Raw genomic sequence first — 19590 nt, 5'->3', positions numbered from 1 at the left:
GTTCGTGTTGTAATCACACGGTGAATATCACATGAGAATCACGGGGTACAAGAGCACCCGCTGTGGGGGCTACAACGCTTGTCGTAGGCGACTGTAAGCGGCTCCTCAGCGAAGATCGATCGCGGCATGAGATGGCCAACGCGCACCCCGGTAACACTCTTGACACCTCTCGTGGGGGGCTCATAGTCTCCACGCCACAGAATTCACGTTAGATTTCACATTCGAAGATGGTCGTCTTCACGCCGTGCAAGTGACGACGAGCGGACGAACTGACGAACAGTCGACGCTGACGCGCCGCTCCCGGCGCGAAGGAAGGACGTGCTCGTGTCCCTGCGGCCCTACGCCCTGCGATGCGACCACCGCGCCACCCCGCTGGGCATCGACGAGGCCGCGCCCCTGCTCTCCTGGCGGCTCGCGTCCGCGCACCGGGGCGACGCGCCCCTCGCGTACCGCGTGCGGGTCGCCGACCGGGCCGAGGACTTGGACGAGGGAGGCCAACCCCTCTGGGACACCGGCCGGATCGAGGACCCCGACGCGATCGGCGCCGTCTACGCGGGACCCGCGCTGAAGTCCCGTACGCGCTACCACTGGCGGGTCGCCGTCTGGCCGGCCGAGCGGCCCGAACCCCCGGCCGAGCGGCCCGGCCCCAACGGTCCCGATCCCAACAGTCCCGACCCCAACGGGACGGAGGCCAGGACCGGTTCGGCCGCCGCCGTCGAGGCGACATCCTGGTTCGAGACCGCGTTCCATGGCACGGACGAGTGGCGTGCCTCGTGGATCGGCCACGATCCCCGCCCGATCCCGGTCATGGACGCGCCGACCGAGGGCGAACGCGCCCTGGACGACCACGGTCTCGCCCCCTGCCCCTTGCTCCGGCGCGTCTTCACCGGCCCCGAGGCCGTCCGCGCCCGGCTCTATGTCAGCGCGCGCGGTCTGTACGAGGTCCGCCTCAACGGCACCCGGGTCGGCGACGCGGAACTCGCGCCCGGCTGGACCGACTACACCCGTCGCGTGCAGTACCAGACGTACGACGTGACCGAACTGGTCCGCGACGGCGAGAACGTCCTCGCCGCGACCGTCGCCGACGGCTGGTGGAGCGGTTTCGTCGGCTTCGAGCCCCGCAGGGCCGGCGCCCACTACGGCGCGTTCCCGCAGTTCCTGGCGGAGCTTCATATCGAGGACGCCGACGGCCGTACCACCACGGTCGTCACCGACGACACCTGGCGTACCCACACCGGCGCGATCCGGCACGCCGATCTGCTCATGGGGGAGTGCCATGATCTGCGGCACGCCGCAGACGGCTGGGAACTGCCCGGCTTCGACGACACGGAGTGGTCACCGGCGCTGATCACGGACACCGACCATCGTCTGCTCGTGGCGTCCGTCGACGAACCGGTACGTGCCACGACCGCCTTGCGCCCCCGCTCGATCACCCGCGTCCCCCGCCAGGAGGGCGAAGGAGAACGGGGCGAAGGAGAACGGGGCGAAGGGGAGCGGGGCGACGGGGAGCGGGGCGACGCCGGACACGACACCCATATCGTCGACTTCGGCCAGAACCTCGCCGGCCGGGTGCGGCTCCGCGTCGCCGGACTCGCCGCCGGCGCGCGGGTGGTCGTACGCCATGCCGAGGCGCTGGACGAGACGGGCCGCCTCTACACCGCGAACCTGCGCACCGCCGCCGCCACCGACGTACTGATCGGTGACGGCCGTGAACATGTCGTCTTCGAGCCGCGCTTCACGTACCACGGGTTCCGTTTCGTGGAGATCAGCGGAATCCCGCGGCTGTACGACTCCGATGTCGTCGCCGTGGCGCTGCACAGCGACACACCATGGTCCGGCGCGTTCGACTGCTCCGACCCCGAGATCCGCCGGCTCCACGACTGTGTGGTCTGGGGACAGCGCTCGAACTTCGTCAGTGTGCCCACGGACTGCCCGCAGCGCGACGAACGGCTCGGCTGGCTCGCCGACGCGCAGGTCTTCCTGCCGACCGCCGCGCTCAACGCCGATGTCGCCGCGTTCTTCACCAAGTGGCTCCGCGACATCGAGGACGCCCGTACCCCCGAGGGCGGGTTCACCAATGTCGCGCCGCGTCTCATCGGCGTCGCCGACGAGGGCGCCCCCGGCTGGGGCGACGCGGGTGTGCTCATCCCCTGGCATCTGTACCGCACCTACGACGACCCGCGCTTCCTGGCCCGCGCGCTGCCCGCCATGCGCGCCTGGGTCGATCTGATCCACCGTCACAACCCCGACCTGATCTGGCGCCGCCATGTCGGTCCGCACTTCTCCGACTGGCTCGCCCCCGGGGTCCCGACCCCGCGCGAGGTCATCGCCACCGCCTACTTCGCGCACAGCACGACCCTGACGGCGAGCACCGCCGAGGTGCTGGCGCTCCCGGATGCGGCGCGGGACTGTCACCGGCTGGCCGCCGACATCCGTACCGCCTTCAATGAACAGTTCGTGACGACCGACAAGGACGCGGCAGGCGAGCCCACCGTACGGATCGCCGGCGACACCCAGACCGGCTATCTCGTCGCCCTCGCCTTCGGCCTGCTGCCCGAGGACGCCACCGGCCCCGCCGCCCGGCGGCTCGCCGAACTCATCGAGACGGCAGGACCCGCCCTCCAGACCGGCTTCCTCGGTGTCGCGCTCGCCGCGCCCGTGCTGGACGCGTACGGCCGCGCGGACCTGGCGCACGCGCTGCTGCGCCGTACCGAGGTGCCGTCCTGGCTGTTCCCGCTGCGCCACGGCGCCACCACCATCTGGGAACGCTGGGACGGCTGGACACCCGGTACGGGGTTCCGCGCCCCCTCGATGAACTCCTTCAACCACTACGCGCTCGGCTCGATCGGCGAATGGCTCTACCGGGGCGTCGCCGGACTCGACCAGCGCCCGGACTCCACCGGATACCGGCGGCTGCTGATCCGGCCCCGGCCCGGCGAACTCAGCCACGCGAGCGCGGGTTACGAATCGGCCCGGGGCACCGTCACGGTGCGCTGGGAACGCCACGACCGCACCATCGGCCTGCGCGTCCAGGTGCCACCGGGCGCGAGCGCCGAGGTGCATGTGCCCACCGACGACCACGACTCGGTCCGCGAGTCGGGCGCGGTACCGGTGGACGGCGAGCACCTGACGCTCCTCGCGACCGCCCCCGTCGCCCACACCGACACCCACACAGGCACCGACACCGGCACCGGCACCGGCCACTCGGTCTACCGCGTCGGCTCGGGCGTCTACCGCTTCACCGCGTCGTACCCCTCGCGTCCCCCGTACCCCTCGCGTCCCACGGGCGGGTACCCGACGGCGCCCGTCGCGAGCCCCGCGCCCCGACGTGCTCCAAGCCCGGCGGCGTCGCTCGCCGGATCCCACGAGGAGGACACACCATGACCACCGGTTCCCGCAGCCTGTCGGAGTCTGTCCCGGGCACGGTCGGCCGGCGGGGGTTCCTGCGCGCCGGCGGCGCAGTCGCGGCCCTGGCCGCGCTTCCCCCGCTGCTCACCGCGTGCTCCGGCTCCGGCGGCTCGGGCAAGGTACGTGTCGTCGGCGTCGCCGACCAGCAGAAGCCCATCGAGGAACTGCTCGCGCTCTACCGCGAGAGCCACCCCGATGCCGCCTTCTCCACGTCCTTCGCCCCCACCGACCAGGTGCAGACGGTCGTACGCACCCAGCTCGCCGGCGGCAACGCCCCCGATGTGCATGTGCTGTTCCCCGGCAGTGGCAGCGCGATGTCCATGGTCGAGCTGGCCAAGGCCGGACTCCTCACCGACCTCGGCGAACAGCGGTGGACCCGGCGCATCCCCAAGAACTTCGACCCCGCCTACCGCCACGACGGCAAGACCTATCTGTACTCCGCGGGCAGCAGTGTCATCGGCGCCATCTACAACAAGAAGGCCTTCGCCACGGCGGGCGTCCAGCCGCCCAGGACATGGAGCGAACTGCTCGATGTCTGCGCCAGGCTCAAGGCCAAGGGCATAGTGCCCATCGCGCTCGGCGCCCAGACCCCCTGGGTCACCCAGCTGATCAGCTACGCGCTGGTCCCCAACGCCGTCTACGCCAAGACCCCGGGCTTCGACGCCGACATGGCCGCCGGCCGCGCGAAGTTCGTCGGCTCCGGCTGGGCCGACGCCATGGGCAAGTACCAGGAGCTCCAGCGCAAGGGCTTCTTCAACGACAACCCCAACGGCACCACCTACGAGCAGCAGACCTCGCTGGTCGCGAGCGGGAAGGCCGCCATGGCCGTCCAGGTCTCGGCCGTACTCGCCAACTTCCGGCAGGCCACCTCCACCCCCGACGACCTGGGCATGTTCCCCTTCCCCGGCGGTGACAACGCCGCCGAGCCATGGATTCCGGCGGGCATCGTCGTCGGCCTCGGCGTCGCCGCGCACGCCAAGAACCCGGCCGAGGCGAAGGCGTTCATCGAATTCCTGGGACAGCAACAGAACATCAACCGCTGGGCGACGGCCGTCTCGGCGATCCCCTTCACCCGCGACGCCACCACCAAGATCGATCCCGCCCTCGCCGACTTCCTGCCCATCATCGACGCCAACCGCGCCGTCCCCTTCATGGACCAGAGCTGGCCCAACGCCGAGGTCCAGCCCGCCCACTTCGCCGCCGTGCAGGAACTGCTCGCGGGGAAGACGGATGTCGCGGGCGCGCTGGGGAAGATGGACCAGGCGTACGGGAAGGCCTCGTGAACTCCCTGCCGGACACGGCTGCTTCCGATGCCTCCGACCATGAGCGATCCGGCGTGGTGGCCGGCGCGGCGCCCGCGAAGGGCGGCGCGCCCGCTCCGGCGGGACGGACCCGGCGCCCTCGCGACGCCACCCTCCCGCCCTGGGCCTTCGTCGTCCCCGCGCTCCTCGTGTACGCCGTCGTCGTCCTCTATCCGAGCCTCGCCGGGGTGGTGTACGCCTTCACCGACTGGTCCGGCGTCGGCGACTTCGCCTTCGTCGGCCTGGACAACTTCCGTACCCTGCTGGACGACGACCGCGCCCTGGAGTCCGTCAGCAACACCCTGCTGCTCACGCTCGCGGTGGTCATCGTCCAGAACGGCATCGGGCTGCTGCTCGCGCTCGGCGTGAACGCCAACATCAGATCCCGGTCGCTGCTACGGGTGATCTTCTTCGCGCCCGCCGTCGTCAGCCCCGTCATGGTCGCCTTCCTGTGGAAGTACGTCTACAACCCGGACAACGGCGCGGGGCTCAACGCGATCCTCGGCGCTCTCGGCCTCGGCGGACTGCGGCAGGACTGGCTCGGCAACCCCTCGCTCGCGCTCTGGTCCGTCGCCGCCATGGTCGTCTGGCAGTACGCCGGATACTCGATGGTCATCTTCCTCGCCGGCCTCCAGGGCGTACCCGCCGAACTCCACGAGGCCGCCCGTATCGACGGCGCGGGCACCTGGCAGCGCTTCCGTTATGTCACCTGGCCGCTGCTGGCCCCGGCACTGACCATCAACCTCATGCTGTCGACCATCGGCGGCCTCAAGCTCTTCGACCAGGTCTACGCGGCCACCAACGGCGGCCCCGGCACATCGAGCGAGACGCTCTCGACCGTGCTGTACAAAGAGGCCTTCGTCTTCGGGAAGTTCGGCTACAGCACCGCCGTCGCGCTCGTCCTCGCTCTGTTCGTCGCCGCCGTCTCCCTCGTCCAACTCCGTTATCTGCGCGCCCGGGAGGTCACCGCGTGAGCACCACCACCGCCACGACCGCCCGCAGCGCACCCGGCAGGCGCCGCCCCCGGTACGGCGGTTACGCCCTGGAACTGGTCATGGCCGCCGTCGCGGTGGTGTTCCTGTTCCCGGTGTACGCGCTGGTCACGCTGGCGATGAAGGATCCGGCGCAGATCGCGGACTCGCCCTTGTCACCGCCCGCGCCACCCACCTTCGCCAACTTCGGCAACGCGTGGTCCTCCGCCTCCCTCGGACCCGCCCTGCTCAACAGCGCGATCATCACCGTCGTCAGTCTGCTGCTGCTGATCGTCCTCGGCTCCACCGGCGCCTACTACCTCGCGCGCCGCGCCCGGGGACTCGGCTACGGGCTCTACATCCTCTTCCTGCTGGGTATCGTGCTGCCGTTCCAGCTCGGCATGATCCCGCTGTACAAGCTCGTCGACGACCTCGGCTGGCTCGGTACGTACCACGGCATGGTCCTCTTCTACACGGGCATCCAACTGCCGTTCACGGTCTTCCTCTACACGGGGTTCATCCGCGCCCTGCCCCAGGACTACGCCCAGGCCGCGCTCATCGACGGCTGTAACCACCGCCAGGCGTTCACCCGTATCGTCTTCCCCCTGCTGCGGCCGATCACCGGCACCGTGATCATCCTCAACGCGGTCTTCGTCTGGAACGACTTCTTCACCCCGCTGCTGTATCTCGGCGGATCCGGCAAGGAGACCGTCCCCGTGGGCGTGTTCTCGTTCGTGGGCCAGTACGTCTCCGACTACGGCCTCGTCTTCGCCGGTCTGGCGCTGGCCGCCCTGCCGATCCTCGTGGTCTTCCTGCTGCTTCAGCGGTATGTGATCAAGGGCTTCGCGGGCGGACTCAAAGGCTGAAGGCCCCAACGGCTGAAGGCCCCAACCACTCAAGGCCCCAACGGCTCAAGGCTTCATAGGCTCAAGGCTCCATAGGCTAGGAACAGTTCATGACGCACGTAGGACCTTCCCTCCCCACGAGCATCGCGGAGGTCCTGACCGAACCGCCGCGCGCGTTCTCGCCCACCGCCATCTGGTGGTGGAGCGGGGAACGGCTCGACCGCGCGCGCCTGCGCGACCAGCTCCAACGCTTCGCGGAGGGCGGGGTGTTCAATCTGGTTCTGCTCAACCTCGCGCCGTCCGGGCCGCTGTTCGGCTCCGACGCCGACGATCCACCGTTCCTCTCCGACGGCTGGTGGGCCCTGCTCGAAGGGGTCTGTGACGACGCGCGCGAACTGGGCGTCGGGCTCTGGTTCTACGACCAGCTCGGATTCTCCGGAGCGGATCTCCAGGCGCGTCTGGTCGACGAGCGGCCCGGATACGCGGGCCGTCGGCTCGCACGCGTACGCGCCCTGGTCGACGGCCCAGGCGAGCTGCGCTGTCCCGACGGCGGGCAGCCGCTGGCGGGCCGCGCGGAGCCGGTCGACGGCGACGGATCCCCTGTCGGTCCGGCGATCCCGCTGCCTCTCGTCGCGGACGGGGGAACGGTGTCCGTACGGGCCCCCGGCCCCGGACGGTGGCGGCTGACGCTTCATCACCACACCGCCCTCGGCTTCGACTACCTCGGCGCCGACGCCTGCGCGGCGCTGCTCGCGGGGGTGCACGGCGAGTTCGAGCGACGGCTCGGCGACCGTCTCGGGACCGTCGTCGTCGGGTCGTTCCAGGACGAGCTGCCCGCGCTGCCCACCTGGTCCGCGGAGTTCGCCGATGCCTTCCGGCGATCGCGCGGCTACGACCTCGTACCGCATCTGGACGCCCTGTACGAGGACGGCGCGCACCGGCCCGAAGTCCACCGGATCCGCCACGACTACCATCTGACCCGGGCGGAACTCGCCGAGGCGGCCTTCTTCCGCCCCCTCGCCGCCTGGCACGAGCGGCACGGGCTGGTCGTCGGCTGCGACCAGCAGGACCCGGCACGCGCCGGACATCCGGTTGCCGGCGTGGAGCTGTACGCGGACTACGCCCGTACCCACCGCTGGTTCTCCGCGCCCGGCTCCGACCACCACGGGGACGCCCGGATCCACTCCTCCCTCGCCCATCTGTACGGCAGGCCCCGGACCTGGATCGAGGCATTCCACTCCACCGGCTGGGGCGGCACGCTGGAGGAGACCTACGACTGGCTCCTGCCCTGGCTGCGGGCCGGCGCGACCCTCTACAACCCGCACGCCGTCTACTACACGACCAAGGGCGGCTGGTGGGAGTGGGCGCCGCCGGGCACCGACTGGCGCCAGCCCTACTGGAGGCACCATCGCGTCTTCGCCGACGCCGTCACCCGGCTGTGCGCGATCCTCAGCCTCGGCAGCCATCTGTGCGACACCGCGATCCTGCTGCCCACGACCACCGCCCAGACCGGCGCCGCACTCGACGGAGTCTCCGCCGACGCGCGCCGGGCCCAGGCGGTCTATCTCGAACTCGTCGGGGACATGACCTGGTTCAGAACCCGGCCCGGGGTGACCGACCGGCTCGGTCTCGACGCCGATGTCATCGATGACGACTCCCTCGCCCGCGCCCTGATCAGGGATTCGGGCGACGGTACGCGGCTGTGCGTGGCGGGCGAGAGCTACGCGACGCTCGTGCTGCCCGCGTGCACGGCGCTCGAAGAGGACACCGCGCGCAGGCTCATCGAATTCGCCTCGGAGGGTGGGGAGTTGATCGCGATCGGCGCGCTCCCCGAGGAGGTCATAGGGCGTGACGGGGCCGCCGGCCCGGACAAGGTACGGGATGAGTTGCGCGCCTGCTTCGCCGATGGCCGCGCGGTTCTCGTCCGCACGGCGGACGAGCTGGGCGAGGCGCTGGGGCGGGTCCGGGCGCGGACCGGGACGCGGCCGGTCGTACGGGCGTCGGTACCCGCGCTCGCGCGCCGGGTGGCGGACGCGACGGTGGTGTTCCTGACCGCGGCCTCGTTCGACGCGCCGCGCGCGACCCGTGCCGCGGTCGCCGCTCCCGACGAACGCGGCGCCGCGCAGGGCTGGATCGACGCCCGTTACGACTTCGACCCCGACCGCTATGTGCGTCACGCATACGTGCGGGTCAGGGATGTGGAGGGGCCGGCCGTACTGCTCGATCCCTTCGGCGGAGAGCCGCGTACCGTACCGGTCCGGCGCGTCGAGGATGACGAACGGGCGGTCGAGGCCGAGGTGCCGTTCGACCGGGGGCCCGCGGCGCTGCTGGTCTTTCCGGGGCCGGCGGCGGAGCGCCCGGGGTGCGCGGACGGTCCGGTCGTGGAAGGTCCGGCCCGTACGACGGTCGAGGTCCCACCGGACGCCGAGTGGGACATGACGCTGGTACCGACCCTGGACAACAGCTGGGGCGACTTCGCGCGGCCCGGCCCGTACGGCGGCCCCGAGCGTCCGGTGGGCGGCGACGACCGGGAGGGCCGCGCCGTCGTCGAGTGCCGTACGTTCCGGCGGGGCCGCGCGGGCGATCCGGCGCGGCCTCGGGCACACGCCACCTTCGGCCCGCACGCGCTCCTCCTCGACAGCGACGGCGACGGCCTCGACGACGGCCTCGACGGCGACGGCGAGGGCGGGAGCGCCGGTGGCTCGCCGCTCGCATGGTCCGACACCCGGGGCGTTCACAAGGACCCGATCCACCGTGATGTCCTCGGACCCAAGGGGCATGTGCCCGAGGAGTTCGTACGGATCGGCCCGACCGCCGCCGGAACGGTGGCGCGCGTACGGACCGAACTGCTCCTGGACGAAGCGTTCGAGGGACATCTGGCGGTCGGGGCCGCCGCACGGAAGACGGTACGGCTCGGGGGCGTGCCCGTGGCGCTGGACGACGCCGGCCATCTCGCCATGGGGCCCGTACGGCTCGCGCCCGGGGGCCATCTCCTCGAACTGGATCTGACCCCCGATCAGGACCTCGACCTGCGCGCGCATATGGCGCTCGTACGCGATCCGGAGCGCTACCGCCGCCCGGAGTGGATCCTCGCGCCCGGCGGCCGGGCCTCCGTGGCGACGACACTGACCGTGCCGGACCTCCCGGCCCGTGCGATCGTCCAGATCGCGGCCCGGGGACGGTGTGTGCTGCGGGTCAACGGTCAGGTGGTCGGGATACAGGGCGGATTCGACCCGTACGCCGAGCACTCCGTGCCGCGCGTGCGACGGCACGACATCGCGTCGGCCCTGCGGATCGGCCTCAATGAGCTGGCGGTGGAGACGGACGACGGCGAGGACCCCGCCGTTCTGGTGGACGCGGCCCTTTATGACGTCCATGGCCGGTGCGTGACGACCGTGCACAGCGACGGCACATGGCGGGCCGAGCGCGCCGGTGAGCCGGTGCCGGTCGTGGTGCGGAGGGAACAGGTGGGGGACCCGGCCGCGCTGTATCTGCGCCGTCGGCCGCATCCGCTCCCCGGCGCTGCCTGGCTGGACCCGGACGCCGATGACGGCACTGTCGTACCGGTCGGCTTCGCCGTCCCGGGAGCACGGCCGGGAGTGGAGTGGTTCCGGTGTGAACTCCCGCCGGGCACAAGCCGGTTGACGGTGGACACCTATGGCGCGACCACCGTGTTCATCGACGGTCACGAGCGCGCCGCGACGACGACCGCCGACAGCGACTCCGACTCCGACAGCGACTCCGGCAGTGGCCCCGGCGTCGTCTCGGGCGGCGGTCCCGGCGGCGGTGTGGATGGCCCCCATACCGTGACCGTCGATCTGACCGCCGACGGCCCCTCCGGGACACGGACCGCCACCCTCCGTGTGGAGACCGGACCCGGCCACCAGGGCGGCGCCGCGCTGGCGGGCCCCGTACGGTGCGAGGTCGGTCCCGGGCGGATCCGCACCGGGGACTGGGAGTCACGCGGCCTCGCCGAGTACAGCGGCGGCGTGCGCTACAGCCGCGTGATGACCCTGCCCGCGGACGCCGGCACCGGGCAGGTCTCCCTCGACCTGGGGCGGGTGCGGGGCACGGCGGAGGTACGGGTCGACGGTGTCGCCGCCGGGGTGCGGGTGTGCTCCCCGTACGTCTTCGATCTGACGGGACTGGCCGGGCCCGGGGACCGTACGGTCGAGATCACCGTCTACGGCACGCTCGCGCCGTACCTGGACGCCGTGAGCCCGACCCACTTCGTCTTCCCCGGGCAGCGCGTCACCGGTCTGATGGGCCCCGTACGGCTGATCACCGGCCCGCTCGGCTGATCACCGGCCCATCCGGCCGACCGGGGGCCGCGCCGCTCAGTGGGTGGCGGCCGGCCCCCGCCACCGGGTCCGCGCGCTGCCGACCCGGAACAGATAGTCGGCGTAGGCCTGTTCGTAGAACGCGACGCCCGCCGGATCCGGGTCCACCACGGCGTCCGGCGCGGTCCACGCCGCGACGTCCAGGCTCTGCCCCAGCTCGGCTCCCCGGGCGTCGACCGCGGCGAGCACCGCGCCGCGCGCGCCCGGTTCCGGCCCCCGCGCGACCCGTAGCGGGCGGCCGAGGACATCCGCGAACAGCCGCAGCCAGGCGAGGTTGCGCGCGCCGCCGCCGCACACGGCCAGCTCGCCGCTGAGCCCCGCGGCCTCCAGACAGTGCCGGGCCGCGAACGCGATCGCCTCGCACATGCCCCGTACCAGATCCTCGCGCGAGGCCCGCAGATCGAGACCGGTGAACTCCGCGCGCGCGGTCGGGTCGACGAACGGGGCGCGTTCGCCGGACGGGGAGAGATAGGGCAGCGCGGCGACCCCCCGGGCGCCGCGCGGGGTCGCGTCCAGCATGCCGGAGACCTGGTCGTGGGTGGTGCCGGTGAGTTCGAGCACCCAGTCGAGCGCGACCGTACCGGTCATCGCGGGCAGCGCCCGCATATGGCGGTCGGGCCGGGCCAGCGCGAGATGGAAGCCGACGGGGTCGTCGTCGAACGCGACCCGCTCGACCACTACTTGGCACGCCAGGGTCGTGCCGACGATCAGCAGCCCGTCACCGGGCTCGGTCACGCCCGCGCCGATCGCGCTCGCGGGAAGGTCGTAGGGACCGGAGGTGACGGGGGTGCCGCGCGACAGTCCCGGGGTACGGCCATGGGCCTCCCCGTACGGCAGGGTCGCCGCGATGGGCGGCAGCAGCGCCGCGCGATGCTCCACCCCGAGGGCCGCGAGCGCCTCGGGGGAGTAGGTCCGGGTGCGCGGATCGAGGAAGGGGACCGACGCGTCGGAGAGATCGGTGGCGCGCTCGCCGGTGAGACGCAGCTGTACGACGTCCTTGCAGCACGCGGCGGTCGTGGCCGCGTCCAGGGACGCCGGCTCGTGACGGTCGAGCCACGCCAGCAGAGGCCCCGGGGAGCCGGGGAAGAGCACGTTCCCCGTACGCCGGTACATCTTCTCCGCGGTGCCGTCGTCCAGCCATCCGGCGACGAGCTCGCCGGCCCTGCCGTCCATCCACGACAGCGCGGGACGTACGGCGTGCCCCTCGGCGTCGACCAGCCACAGGCCGTCGCCCTGACCGGTGATCGCGACCAGGGCGGGCGCGCGTCCCCCGGTCACCGAGCCGAGGACGTCGGTGGCGGCGGCGACCACTTCCTCGATGTCCTGCTCGACACCGTCACCGTGGCCGCCGAGCGAGATCGGCTTCGATTCCACCCGCAGCGCCGTGCCGTCCTCGGCGAAGGCCGCGGCCTTGACGATCGAGGTTCCCATGTCCAGTCCGACGAACACCCTGTCTCCTCCGGTCGGTACGGCGAGCATGACGAGCGACGAGCCCGACTTGCCACGAGCGTGACGAGCGTTCAGATGACGCGATGGGCGAGCGGTTCCCCGCGCAGGAACCGGCCCACCTCGGCGGCGGCGATACGCGCCGCGTTGTGCGCGACCGAGATGTTCGCCCCGGCCAGATGGGGCGTCATGACGAGGCGGGGAGCGGCACGCAGCCGGGAGTCCGCGGGCGGCGGCTCCACGGCGAACACATCGAGCCCCGCCGCCGCGAGCCGGCCCGACTCCAGGGCGTCGCAGAGCGCGTCCTCGTCCAGGAGCGCGCCACGCGCGCAGTTGACCACGACCGCGCCCTCGGGGAGCAGGGCGAGTTCGCGGGCGCCGAGCAGCCCGCGGGTCTCGGGCGTGAGCCGCGCGTGCAGCGAGACGACATCGGAGCGGCGCAGCAGTTCGTCCAGGTCGGCGACGGGGGTGCCCCACTCGCGCAGCGCCTCCTGGTCCGCGTACGGGTCGTGGAGACGGACATGCGCGCCGAGCGCGCCGAGCGCGCGGGCCACCCGGCTGCCGACCGCGCCGCAGCCGATCAGCCCGACGGTCGCCCCGTCCAGACCGGGACCGCAGTTGTCGTACGTATAGAACTCGCCCGCCCAGCGGCCCGCCGCGAGCGCCGCCGAGGTCTCCGGGATCCGGCGCATCGTGGCCAGCAGCAGCCCGACGGTGTACTCGGCGGTGGCCGCCGCGTTGCGTCCGGGGGTGTTGCACACCTGGACGCCGTGCTCCTTCGCCGCGTCGAGGTTGACGTTGACGGGGCCGCCCCTGCCGACGACCACCAGCCGCAGGTCGGGCGAACCTTCCAGCACCTTGCGGGTCACCGGAGCCATCTGGGTGACACACACCCGCGCCCCGCGCAGCGCGGTGAGGAGGGTGTCCTCGTCACCGGACGCCTCGTCGACCTCGGAGACCGGCCCGAAGGGTGTCAGGGGCCAGGGGAGGCGCAGTTGGCCGATGGTGTGGTCCGTGCCGATCTCGGCCGTCAGCTCCCGGGTGAACAGATCGGGGGCGACGAAATGGTCACCGGCGGCGAGGATTCTCATCGTCGAGGTCTCCTTGACGGTCAGAACGGCGGAACAGGGCTCAGGTCTCGGCGACCTCGTAGTGGACACCGCTCTCGTCGAGCGAGCGCCGCACCTCGGGCGGGGTGCGGTCGTCGATCAGTATCAGGTCGAAGGTCGACAGCGGGGTCAGCCGGTGCAGCGCGGTGCGGCCGAGTTTGGAGTGATCGATCATCAGCACCTTGTGGCCCGCGGCCTTGAGCATCGCGCGCTTGACGGCGACGATGCGCTGCTCCTGGTGGAAGGCGAAGTCGTCGTAGACGGACGAGGTGGACACGAAACACATGTCCACCCGCAGTGCCTCGACGGCCTCCACACAGGGCACCCCGAGGAAGGAGTCGTGCAGGGGGTCGTAGTCGCCGCCCAGGGCCATCAGATGGATCCCGCGTTCGCCGGCCAGTAGATTCAGCGCTTCCCGAAAGTTGGTGACGACGGTCAGCGGTTCGATACGGGGGAGGAGCCTGGCCAGTTCCAGCACGGTGGTCGAGTCGTCGATCATCACCGACATACCGGGGTCGATCAGTGTCGCGGCCTTGGCGGCGAGCGCCTCCTTCTCCGGCCGCATGGACTTCTTGCGGTAGGCGACATTGCTTTCGAACACCCCGGAGGGCTGTGCGGTGACACCTCCGCGGAACTTCCGCAGGACGCCCTCGCTTTCGAGCTCGTCGATATCGCGGTAGATCGTCATCACGCTCACGCCGAACCGCTCCGCCAGGTCCGACGCCGATACCGATCCCTCGGTCAGTACATGATCGGAGATCTCCCGGCGGCGCTCTATGGGGCCCCGCTGGCTCTTGTCCTGTGACATTCCTCGGTCCTGTTCACCTCATGAATAACATGAAGCTCTGAGGTTATAACATAGATTGTTGAGGTACCGTTCGGCAGTGTTCCGTACGGTCGATGGCCTGGTCAACCCGTCCGTCACCACGTCAGCCCCTTCCCCACCAGGTGAGACGCGGAGCCCGGGGCGCTGAGCTGTGCCGACGCCCTCGACGGAATCCGCACTCGCGATGTGAAATGCGTCGTGAGATCAACATTCGTGCGAACACCGGACGACGACGAGAAGGCGGGAGCCTGTGCGCGAGCCCCTGACGGACACACGCCACCAGGACGTGTGGATGGGAGTCGACCTGGGGACGCAGAGCGTACGCGCCCTGGCTGTCACCGACGACGGGCGGGTACTCGGCCGCGGCTCCGCACCACTCACCGGTCACCGCGAGGGGAACCGTCATGAACAGCTGCCCGCCGACTGGTGGCGGGGCGCCGCCGACGCCATCCGCCGGACACTGAGCGCCCTGTCCGCTTCCGCTTCCGCCGCGCCCGCGCGGGGACACGCGCGCGTACGGGGAATCGCGGTGTGTGGTACGTCGGGCACGGTCCTGCTGACCGACGCGCTCGGGGTCCCCCTGACCCCCGCGCTGATGTACGACGACGGCCGGGCCGGGGCCGAGGCGCGGCACGCGCAGGAGACCGGTGCCGAGGTGTGGGACGCGCTCGGGCTCCGTATCCAGCCCAGTTGGGCCCTGGCCAAACTGCTCTGGCTGATCGGCGCGGGCGCGAGGAACGCCCACGGCAGCCTTAAGCGCGCCCGCGTCTGCCACCAGCCGGACTTCATCACCGGGCGCCTGGTCGGGCGGCCCGTACCGACCGACTCCAGCCATGCCCTCAAGACCGGCTACGACCTCCACACCCGCTCCTGGCCCACCGCCGTGCACGACCGGCTCGGTCTGACCGGGCTCGACTTCCCCGCCGTGGTGGCCCCCGGCACCCCGCTCGGTACGGTGTGCGCCGAGGCGGCGGCCGACACGGGGCTCGCCGAAGGCACCCCGGTCATCGCGGGCATGACCGACGGCTGCGCGGCCCAACTCGGCTCGGGGGCCTGGGAAGTGGGCCGGTGGAACACCGTCCTGGGCACCACGCTCGTCCTCAAGGGCGTCACCGCCACCCCGCTCCGTGATCCCGCCGGTGTCCTCTACAACCACCGTTCGCCGGACGGCCACTGGCTCCCCGGCGGAGCCTCCAGCGTCGGCGCGGGCGCCCTGACCCACGCGTTCCCCGGCGCCGATCTCGCGCGCCTCGACGCTCTCGCGGCGGACCGGGAGCCGGCGGGCGTCGTCACGTACCCCCTCGTCTCCCGAGGCGAACGCTTCCCGTTCCTGGCCGCCGAAGCCGAGCCCTTCACGCTCGGCCGCCCCGCCGACGAGGCCGACCGTTACGCGGCGCTGCTCCAGGGCGTCGCGCTCGCCGAACGGCTCTGTCTGGCGTATGTACGTTTCCTGGGCGCCCCGATCGAGGGGCCGGTCACCTTCACCGGCGGCGCGACCCGCAGCGGCTACTGGAACCAGCTGCGCGCGGACATCCTGGGCCGCCCCGCCGCCCTCCCCGAACAGGCCGACTCCGCCCTCGGCATGGCGGTGCTCGCCGCCCACGCGGTGACCGGTGACGACGCGGCCCGGCGCATGGTGCGTATCCGTACGATCCTGGAACCGCGGCCCGAGACCGGCCGGCGCTTCGACGGGCCCTTCGTCACCCTGGTCGACGCGCTCGAACGGCGCGGCTGGCTGCCCTCGGAGACCGCCACCTACGCACGGGAGCACGGATGACGACCAGCACCACCCTCTTTCTCGCCCGCCACGGCGAGACCGTCTGGCACGCCGAGAACCGCTACACCGGCATCAGCGACATCGAGCTGACCCCGCGCGGCCTGGTGCAGGCGGAGGCGCTCGGGGTGTGGGCCGCGGGCGCGGGACTCGACGCGATCGTGACCTCGCCCCTCTCCCGCGCCCGGCGCACGGCGGAGCCCGCGGTCCGGGTGACGGGGCTGACGGCGGTGGTCGAACCGGATCTGCTCGAAGTCGACTTCGGGATCGCCGAGGGCCGGACCATCGCCGAACTCGAAGCGACCCATCCCGGCGAGGTGGCGGCGTTCCGGCGCGACCCGGCCGCCCACCCGCTGCCCGAAGGCGAGGACCCGACGGCCGCCGCCGCGCGCGGTGCCGGGGCCCTGCTCCGACTCGCGGACATCCATCGGGGGGAGCGAGTGCTGACGGTCGCGCACAACACGCTGTTCCGGCTCGTCCTGTGCCGACTGCTCGGCATCCCCGGCAGTGAGTACCGACGCGTGTTCCCGGCGATGCGCAACTGCGCGATCACCGAACTGCGGGTGCCGGCGGCCCCGGCCGGGCAACCGCGGCAGGTCGCCCTCATGTCGTACAACGTGCCGACCTTCTGACGTCGCACCCACGCATGACCGAGCGGCGGTCATGTATTAGAGTTATCTCGACATCGAGATATCTGCCGAAGGCGTACCGCGGCCGCCCAGCTGGTAAGGGTTACCTAACTAAGTCTTACCTTAGCGGATCGGCGAGGAGTCGTGGCGGCAGCATGACGGTAGTACGCGCACATTGATGAAGGAGACTGTCGTGTCGGCGAACAGCTTCGACGCCCGCAGCACGCTGCGCGTGGGCGACGAGTCGTACGAGATCTTCAGGCTGGACAAGGTCGAGGGCTCGGCCCGCCTCCCTTACAGCCTGAAGGTGCTGCTGGAGAATCTGCTCCGCACCGAGGACGGCGCGAACATCACCGCCGACCACATCCGCTCCATCGGCTCCTGGGACTCCCAGGCGCAGCCGAGCCAGGAGATCCAGTTCACCCCGGCCCGGGTGATCATGCAGGACTTCACCGGTGTGCCCTGTGTCGTGGACCTCGCCACCATGCGTGAGGCCGTGAAGGAGCTGGGCGGCGATCCGGCGAAGATCAACCCGCTGGCCCCCGCCGAGCTGGTCATCGACCACTCCGTGATCGCCGACAAGTTCGGCACGCCGGAGTCCTTCGCGCAGAACGTGGAGCTGGAGTACGGCCGCAACAAGGAGCGCTACCAGTTCCTGCGCTGGGGCCAGACCGCGTTCGACGAGTTCAAGGTCGTCCCGCCGGGCACCGGCATCGTCCACCAGGTCAATATCGAGCACCTGGCCCGTACGGTCATGGTCCGGGGCGGCCAGGCGTACCCCGACACCCTCGTCGGGACCGACTCGCACACCACCATGGTCAACGGCCTCGGCGTGCTGGGCTGGGGCGTCGGCGGTATCGAGGCCGAGGCCGCGATGCTCGGCCAGCCCGTCTCGATGCTCATCCCGCGCGTCGTCGGCTTCAAGCTGACCGGCGAGCTGCCGGCCGGCACCACCGCCACCGACCTGGTCCTGACGATCACCGAGATGCTGCGCAAGCACGGCGTCGTCGGCAAGTTCGTCGAGTTCTACGGTGAGGGCGTCGCCGCCACCTCCCTCGCCAACCGCGCCACCATCGGCAACATGTCGCCGGAGTTCGGCTCCACCGCCGCGATCTTCCCGATCGACGACGAGACGCTGAAGTACCTGCGCCTGACCGGCCGCAGCGACCAGCAGGTCGCCCTCGTCGAGGCGTACGCCAAGGAGCAGGGCCTCTGGCTCGACCCGGCCGCCGAGCCCGACTTCTCCGAGAAGCTGGAGCTGGACCTCGCTACGGTCGTCCCCTCCATCGCGGGCCCGAAGCGCCCCCAGGACCGCATCATCCTGGCCGAGGCCAAGGAGAAGTTCGCCGAGGACGTACGCAACTACGTCTCCGAGGACGAGGAGGCGGGCAAGGAGTCCTTCCCGGCCTCCGACGCCCCGGCCTCCGCCAACGGCGTGCCGACCCGCCCGACCCTGGTCACGGCCCCCGACGGGACGACGTACGAGATCGACCACGGCGCCGTCACCGTCGCCGCGATCACCTCCTGCACCAACACCTCGAACCCGTATGTCATGGTCGCCGCCGCGCTGGTGGCCAAGAAGGCGGTCGAGAAGGGCCTGACCCGCAAGCCGTGGGTCAAGACCACGCTCGCCCCGGGCTCGAAGGTCGTCACCGACTACTTCGACAAGGCGGGCCTCACCCCGTACCTCGACAAGGTCGGCTTCAACCTCGTCGGTTACGGCTGCACCACTTGCATCGGCAACTCGGGCCCGCTGCCCGAGGAGGTCTCCAAGGCGGTCAACGAGCACGACCTCGCCGTCACCTCGGTGCTCTCCGGCAACCGCAACTTCGAGGGCCGGATCAACCCGGACGTCAAGATGAACTACCTGGCGTCGCCGCCGCTGGTCGTCGCGTACGCCCTGGCCGGCTCCATGAAGGTGGACATCACCAAGGACGCCCTCGGCATCGACCAGGACGGCAAGCCGGTCCACCTCGCGGACATCTGGCCGACCGAGGCCGAGGTCAACGACGTCGTCGCCAACGCCATCGGCGAGGACATGTTCAACAAGTCCTACGCGGACGTCTTCGCGGGCGACGCGCAGTGGCAGGCGCTGCCGATCCCGACCGGCAACACCTTCGAGTGGGACCCGCGGTCCACCTACGTCCGCAAGCCCCCGTACTTCGAGGGCATGACGATGGAGACCTCCCCGGTCGAGGACATCACCGGCGCGCGCGTGCTGGCGAAGCTCGGCGACTCGGTCACCACCGACCACATCTCCCCGGCGGGTGCGATCAAGGCCGACACCCCGGCCGGGAAGTATCTGACGGAGCACGGCGTCGAGCGCCGCGACTTCAACTCGTACGGTTCCCGCCGCGGCAACCACGAGGTCATGATCCGCGGCACCTTCGCCAACATCCGGCTGCGCAACCAGATCGCGCCGGGCACGGAGGGCGGCTTCACCCGCGACTTCACCGTCGAGGGCGCCCCGGTCTCCTTCATCTACGACGCCTCCCAGAACTACCAGGCCGCCGGCACCCCGCTGGTCGTCCTGGCGGGCAAGGAGTACGGCTCGGGCTCGTCCCGCGACTGGGCCGCCAAGGGCACCGCGCTGCTCGGCGTGAAGGCCGTCATCGCCGAGTCGTACGAGCGCATCCACCGCTCGAACCTGATCGGCATGGGCGTGCTGCCGCTCCAGTACCCGGAAGGCGCCTCGGCGGGGGCCCTGGGCCTGACCGGCGAGGAGACCTTCTCCTTCACCGGCGTGACGGAGCTGAACAACGGCACCACCCCGCGCACGGTCAAGGTGACGACGGACACCGGCGTCGAGTTCGACGCGGTCGTCCGTATCGACACCCCCGGTGAGGCGGACTACTACCGCAACGGCGGCATCATGCAGTACGTGCTGCGCAGCCTGATCCGCAAGTAGCGGGCGCTGCGACGGAAACGAGGGCCGTGTCCC

General features: G+C 71.2%; 11 protein-coding genes. 8 read left to right on the top strand and 3 right to left on the bottom strand.

From position 1 onward, the window contains the following. Positions 1–318 precede the first annotated feature (318 nt). The 5 genes from M1203_RS02965 to M1203_RS02945 all read left to right on the top strand — a co-directional run bounded on the left by M1203_RS02965 (position 319) and on the right by M1203_RS02945 (position 10826). Positions 319–3384: an alpha-L-rhamnosidase gene (locus tag M1203_RS02965; RefSeq protein WP_249947860.1), complete on the top strand. Its 3066-nt coding sequence runs from the start codon at positions 319–321 to the stop codon at positions 3382–3384. Further along, entirely contained in the window at positions 3381–4691 is a 1311-nt protein-coding gene (locus tag M1203_RS02960) for an extracellular solute-binding protein (RefSeq protein WP_249947859.1), read from the top strand. Before M1203_RS02965 ends, M1203_RS02960 begins: the two co-directional genes overlap by 4 nt. Continuing rightward, on the top strand, positions 4688–5683 hold the full coding sequence (locus M1203_RS02955; protein WP_249947858.1) for a carbohydrate ABC transporter permease: 996 nt from the start codon (positions 4688–4690) through the stop codon (positions 5681–5683). The genes M1203_RS02960 and M1203_RS02955 overlap by 4 nt, the downstream gene beginning before the upstream one ends. Continuing rightward, complete coding sequence (locus M1203_RS02950) at positions 5680–6546, top strand: carbohydrate ABC transporter permease (protein ID WP_249947857.1); 867 nt, start codon at positions 5680–5682, stop codon at positions 6544–6546. The genes M1203_RS02955 and M1203_RS02950 overlap by 4 nt, the downstream gene beginning before the upstream one ends. An 89-nt stretch (positions 6547–6635) precedes the next feature. After that, on the top strand, positions 6636–10826 hold the full coding sequence (locus M1203_RS02945; protein ID WP_249947856.1) for a glycosyl hydrolase: 4191 nt from the start codon (positions 6636–6638) through the stop codon (positions 10824–10826). A 36-nt stretch (positions 10827–10862) separates the two neighbouring features. Here M1203_RS02945 and M1203_RS02940 read toward each other — a convergent pair whose 3' ends face one another. The 3 genes from M1203_RS02940 to M1203_RS02930 all read right to left on the bottom strand — a co-directional run bounded on the left by M1203_RS02940 (position 10863) and on the right by M1203_RS02930 (position 14228). After that, positions 10863–12314 carry an FGGY-family carbohydrate kinase gene (locus tag M1203_RS02940; RefSeq protein ID WP_249947855.1) on the bottom strand — a complete coding sequence of 484 codons (1452 nt, stop codon included), beginning with the start codon at positions 12312–12314 and terminating at the stop codon, positions 10863–10865. Between the two features lie 71 nt (positions 12315–12385). Beyond that, positions 12386–13402, bottom strand: coding sequence for a 2-hydroxyacid dehydrogenase (locus M1203_RS02935; protein ID WP_249947854.1), 1017 nt, complete (start codon positions 13400–13402; stop codon positions 12386–12388). A gap of 40 nt (positions 13403–13442) precedes the next feature. Beyond that, positions 13443–14228, bottom strand: a complete 786-nt coding sequence (locus tag M1203_RS02930) for a DeoR/GlpR family DNA-binding transcription regulator (RefSeq protein WP_249947853.1) — start codon at positions 14226–14228, stop codon at positions 13443–13445. Positions 14229–14538: 310 nt separating this feature from the next. Between M1203_RS02930 and M1203_RS02925 the strand changes: the two genes are divergently transcribed. From M1203_RS02925 to acnA, 3 genes are all read left to right on the top strand, one after another. Continuing rightward, on the top strand, positions 14539–16023 hold the full coding sequence (locus tag M1203_RS02925) for an FGGY-family carbohydrate kinase (RefSeq protein ID WP_249947928.1): 1485 nt from the start codon (positions 14539–14541) through the stop codon (positions 16021–16023). Next, positions 16020–16652 carry a histidine phosphatase family protein gene (locus tag M1203_RS02920; RefSeq protein WP_249947852.1) on the top strand — a complete coding sequence of 211 codons (633 nt, stop codon included), beginning with the start codon at positions 16020–16022 and terminating at the stop codon, positions 16650–16652. Before M1203_RS02925 ends, M1203_RS02920 begins: the two co-directional genes overlap by 4 nt. Before the next feature lie 190 nt (positions 16653–16842). After that, a complete protein-coding gene (acnA, locus tag M1203_RS02915; RefSeq protein ID WP_308404828.1) occupies positions 16843–19557 on the top strand; it encodes an aconitate hydratase AcnA in 2715 nt (904 codons plus the stop codon). Positions 19558–19590 lie beyond the last annotated feature (33 nt).

The sequence above is a fragment of the Streptomyces sp. 35G-GA-8 genome (assembly GCF_023534745.1).
Lineage (GTDB): Bacteria > Actinomycetota > Actinomycetes > Streptomycetales > Streptomycetaceae > Streptomyces.
The sequence above is the reverse complement of the archived record's forward strand: the minus strand, read 5'-3'. Positions and strand labels throughout refer to the sequence as shown.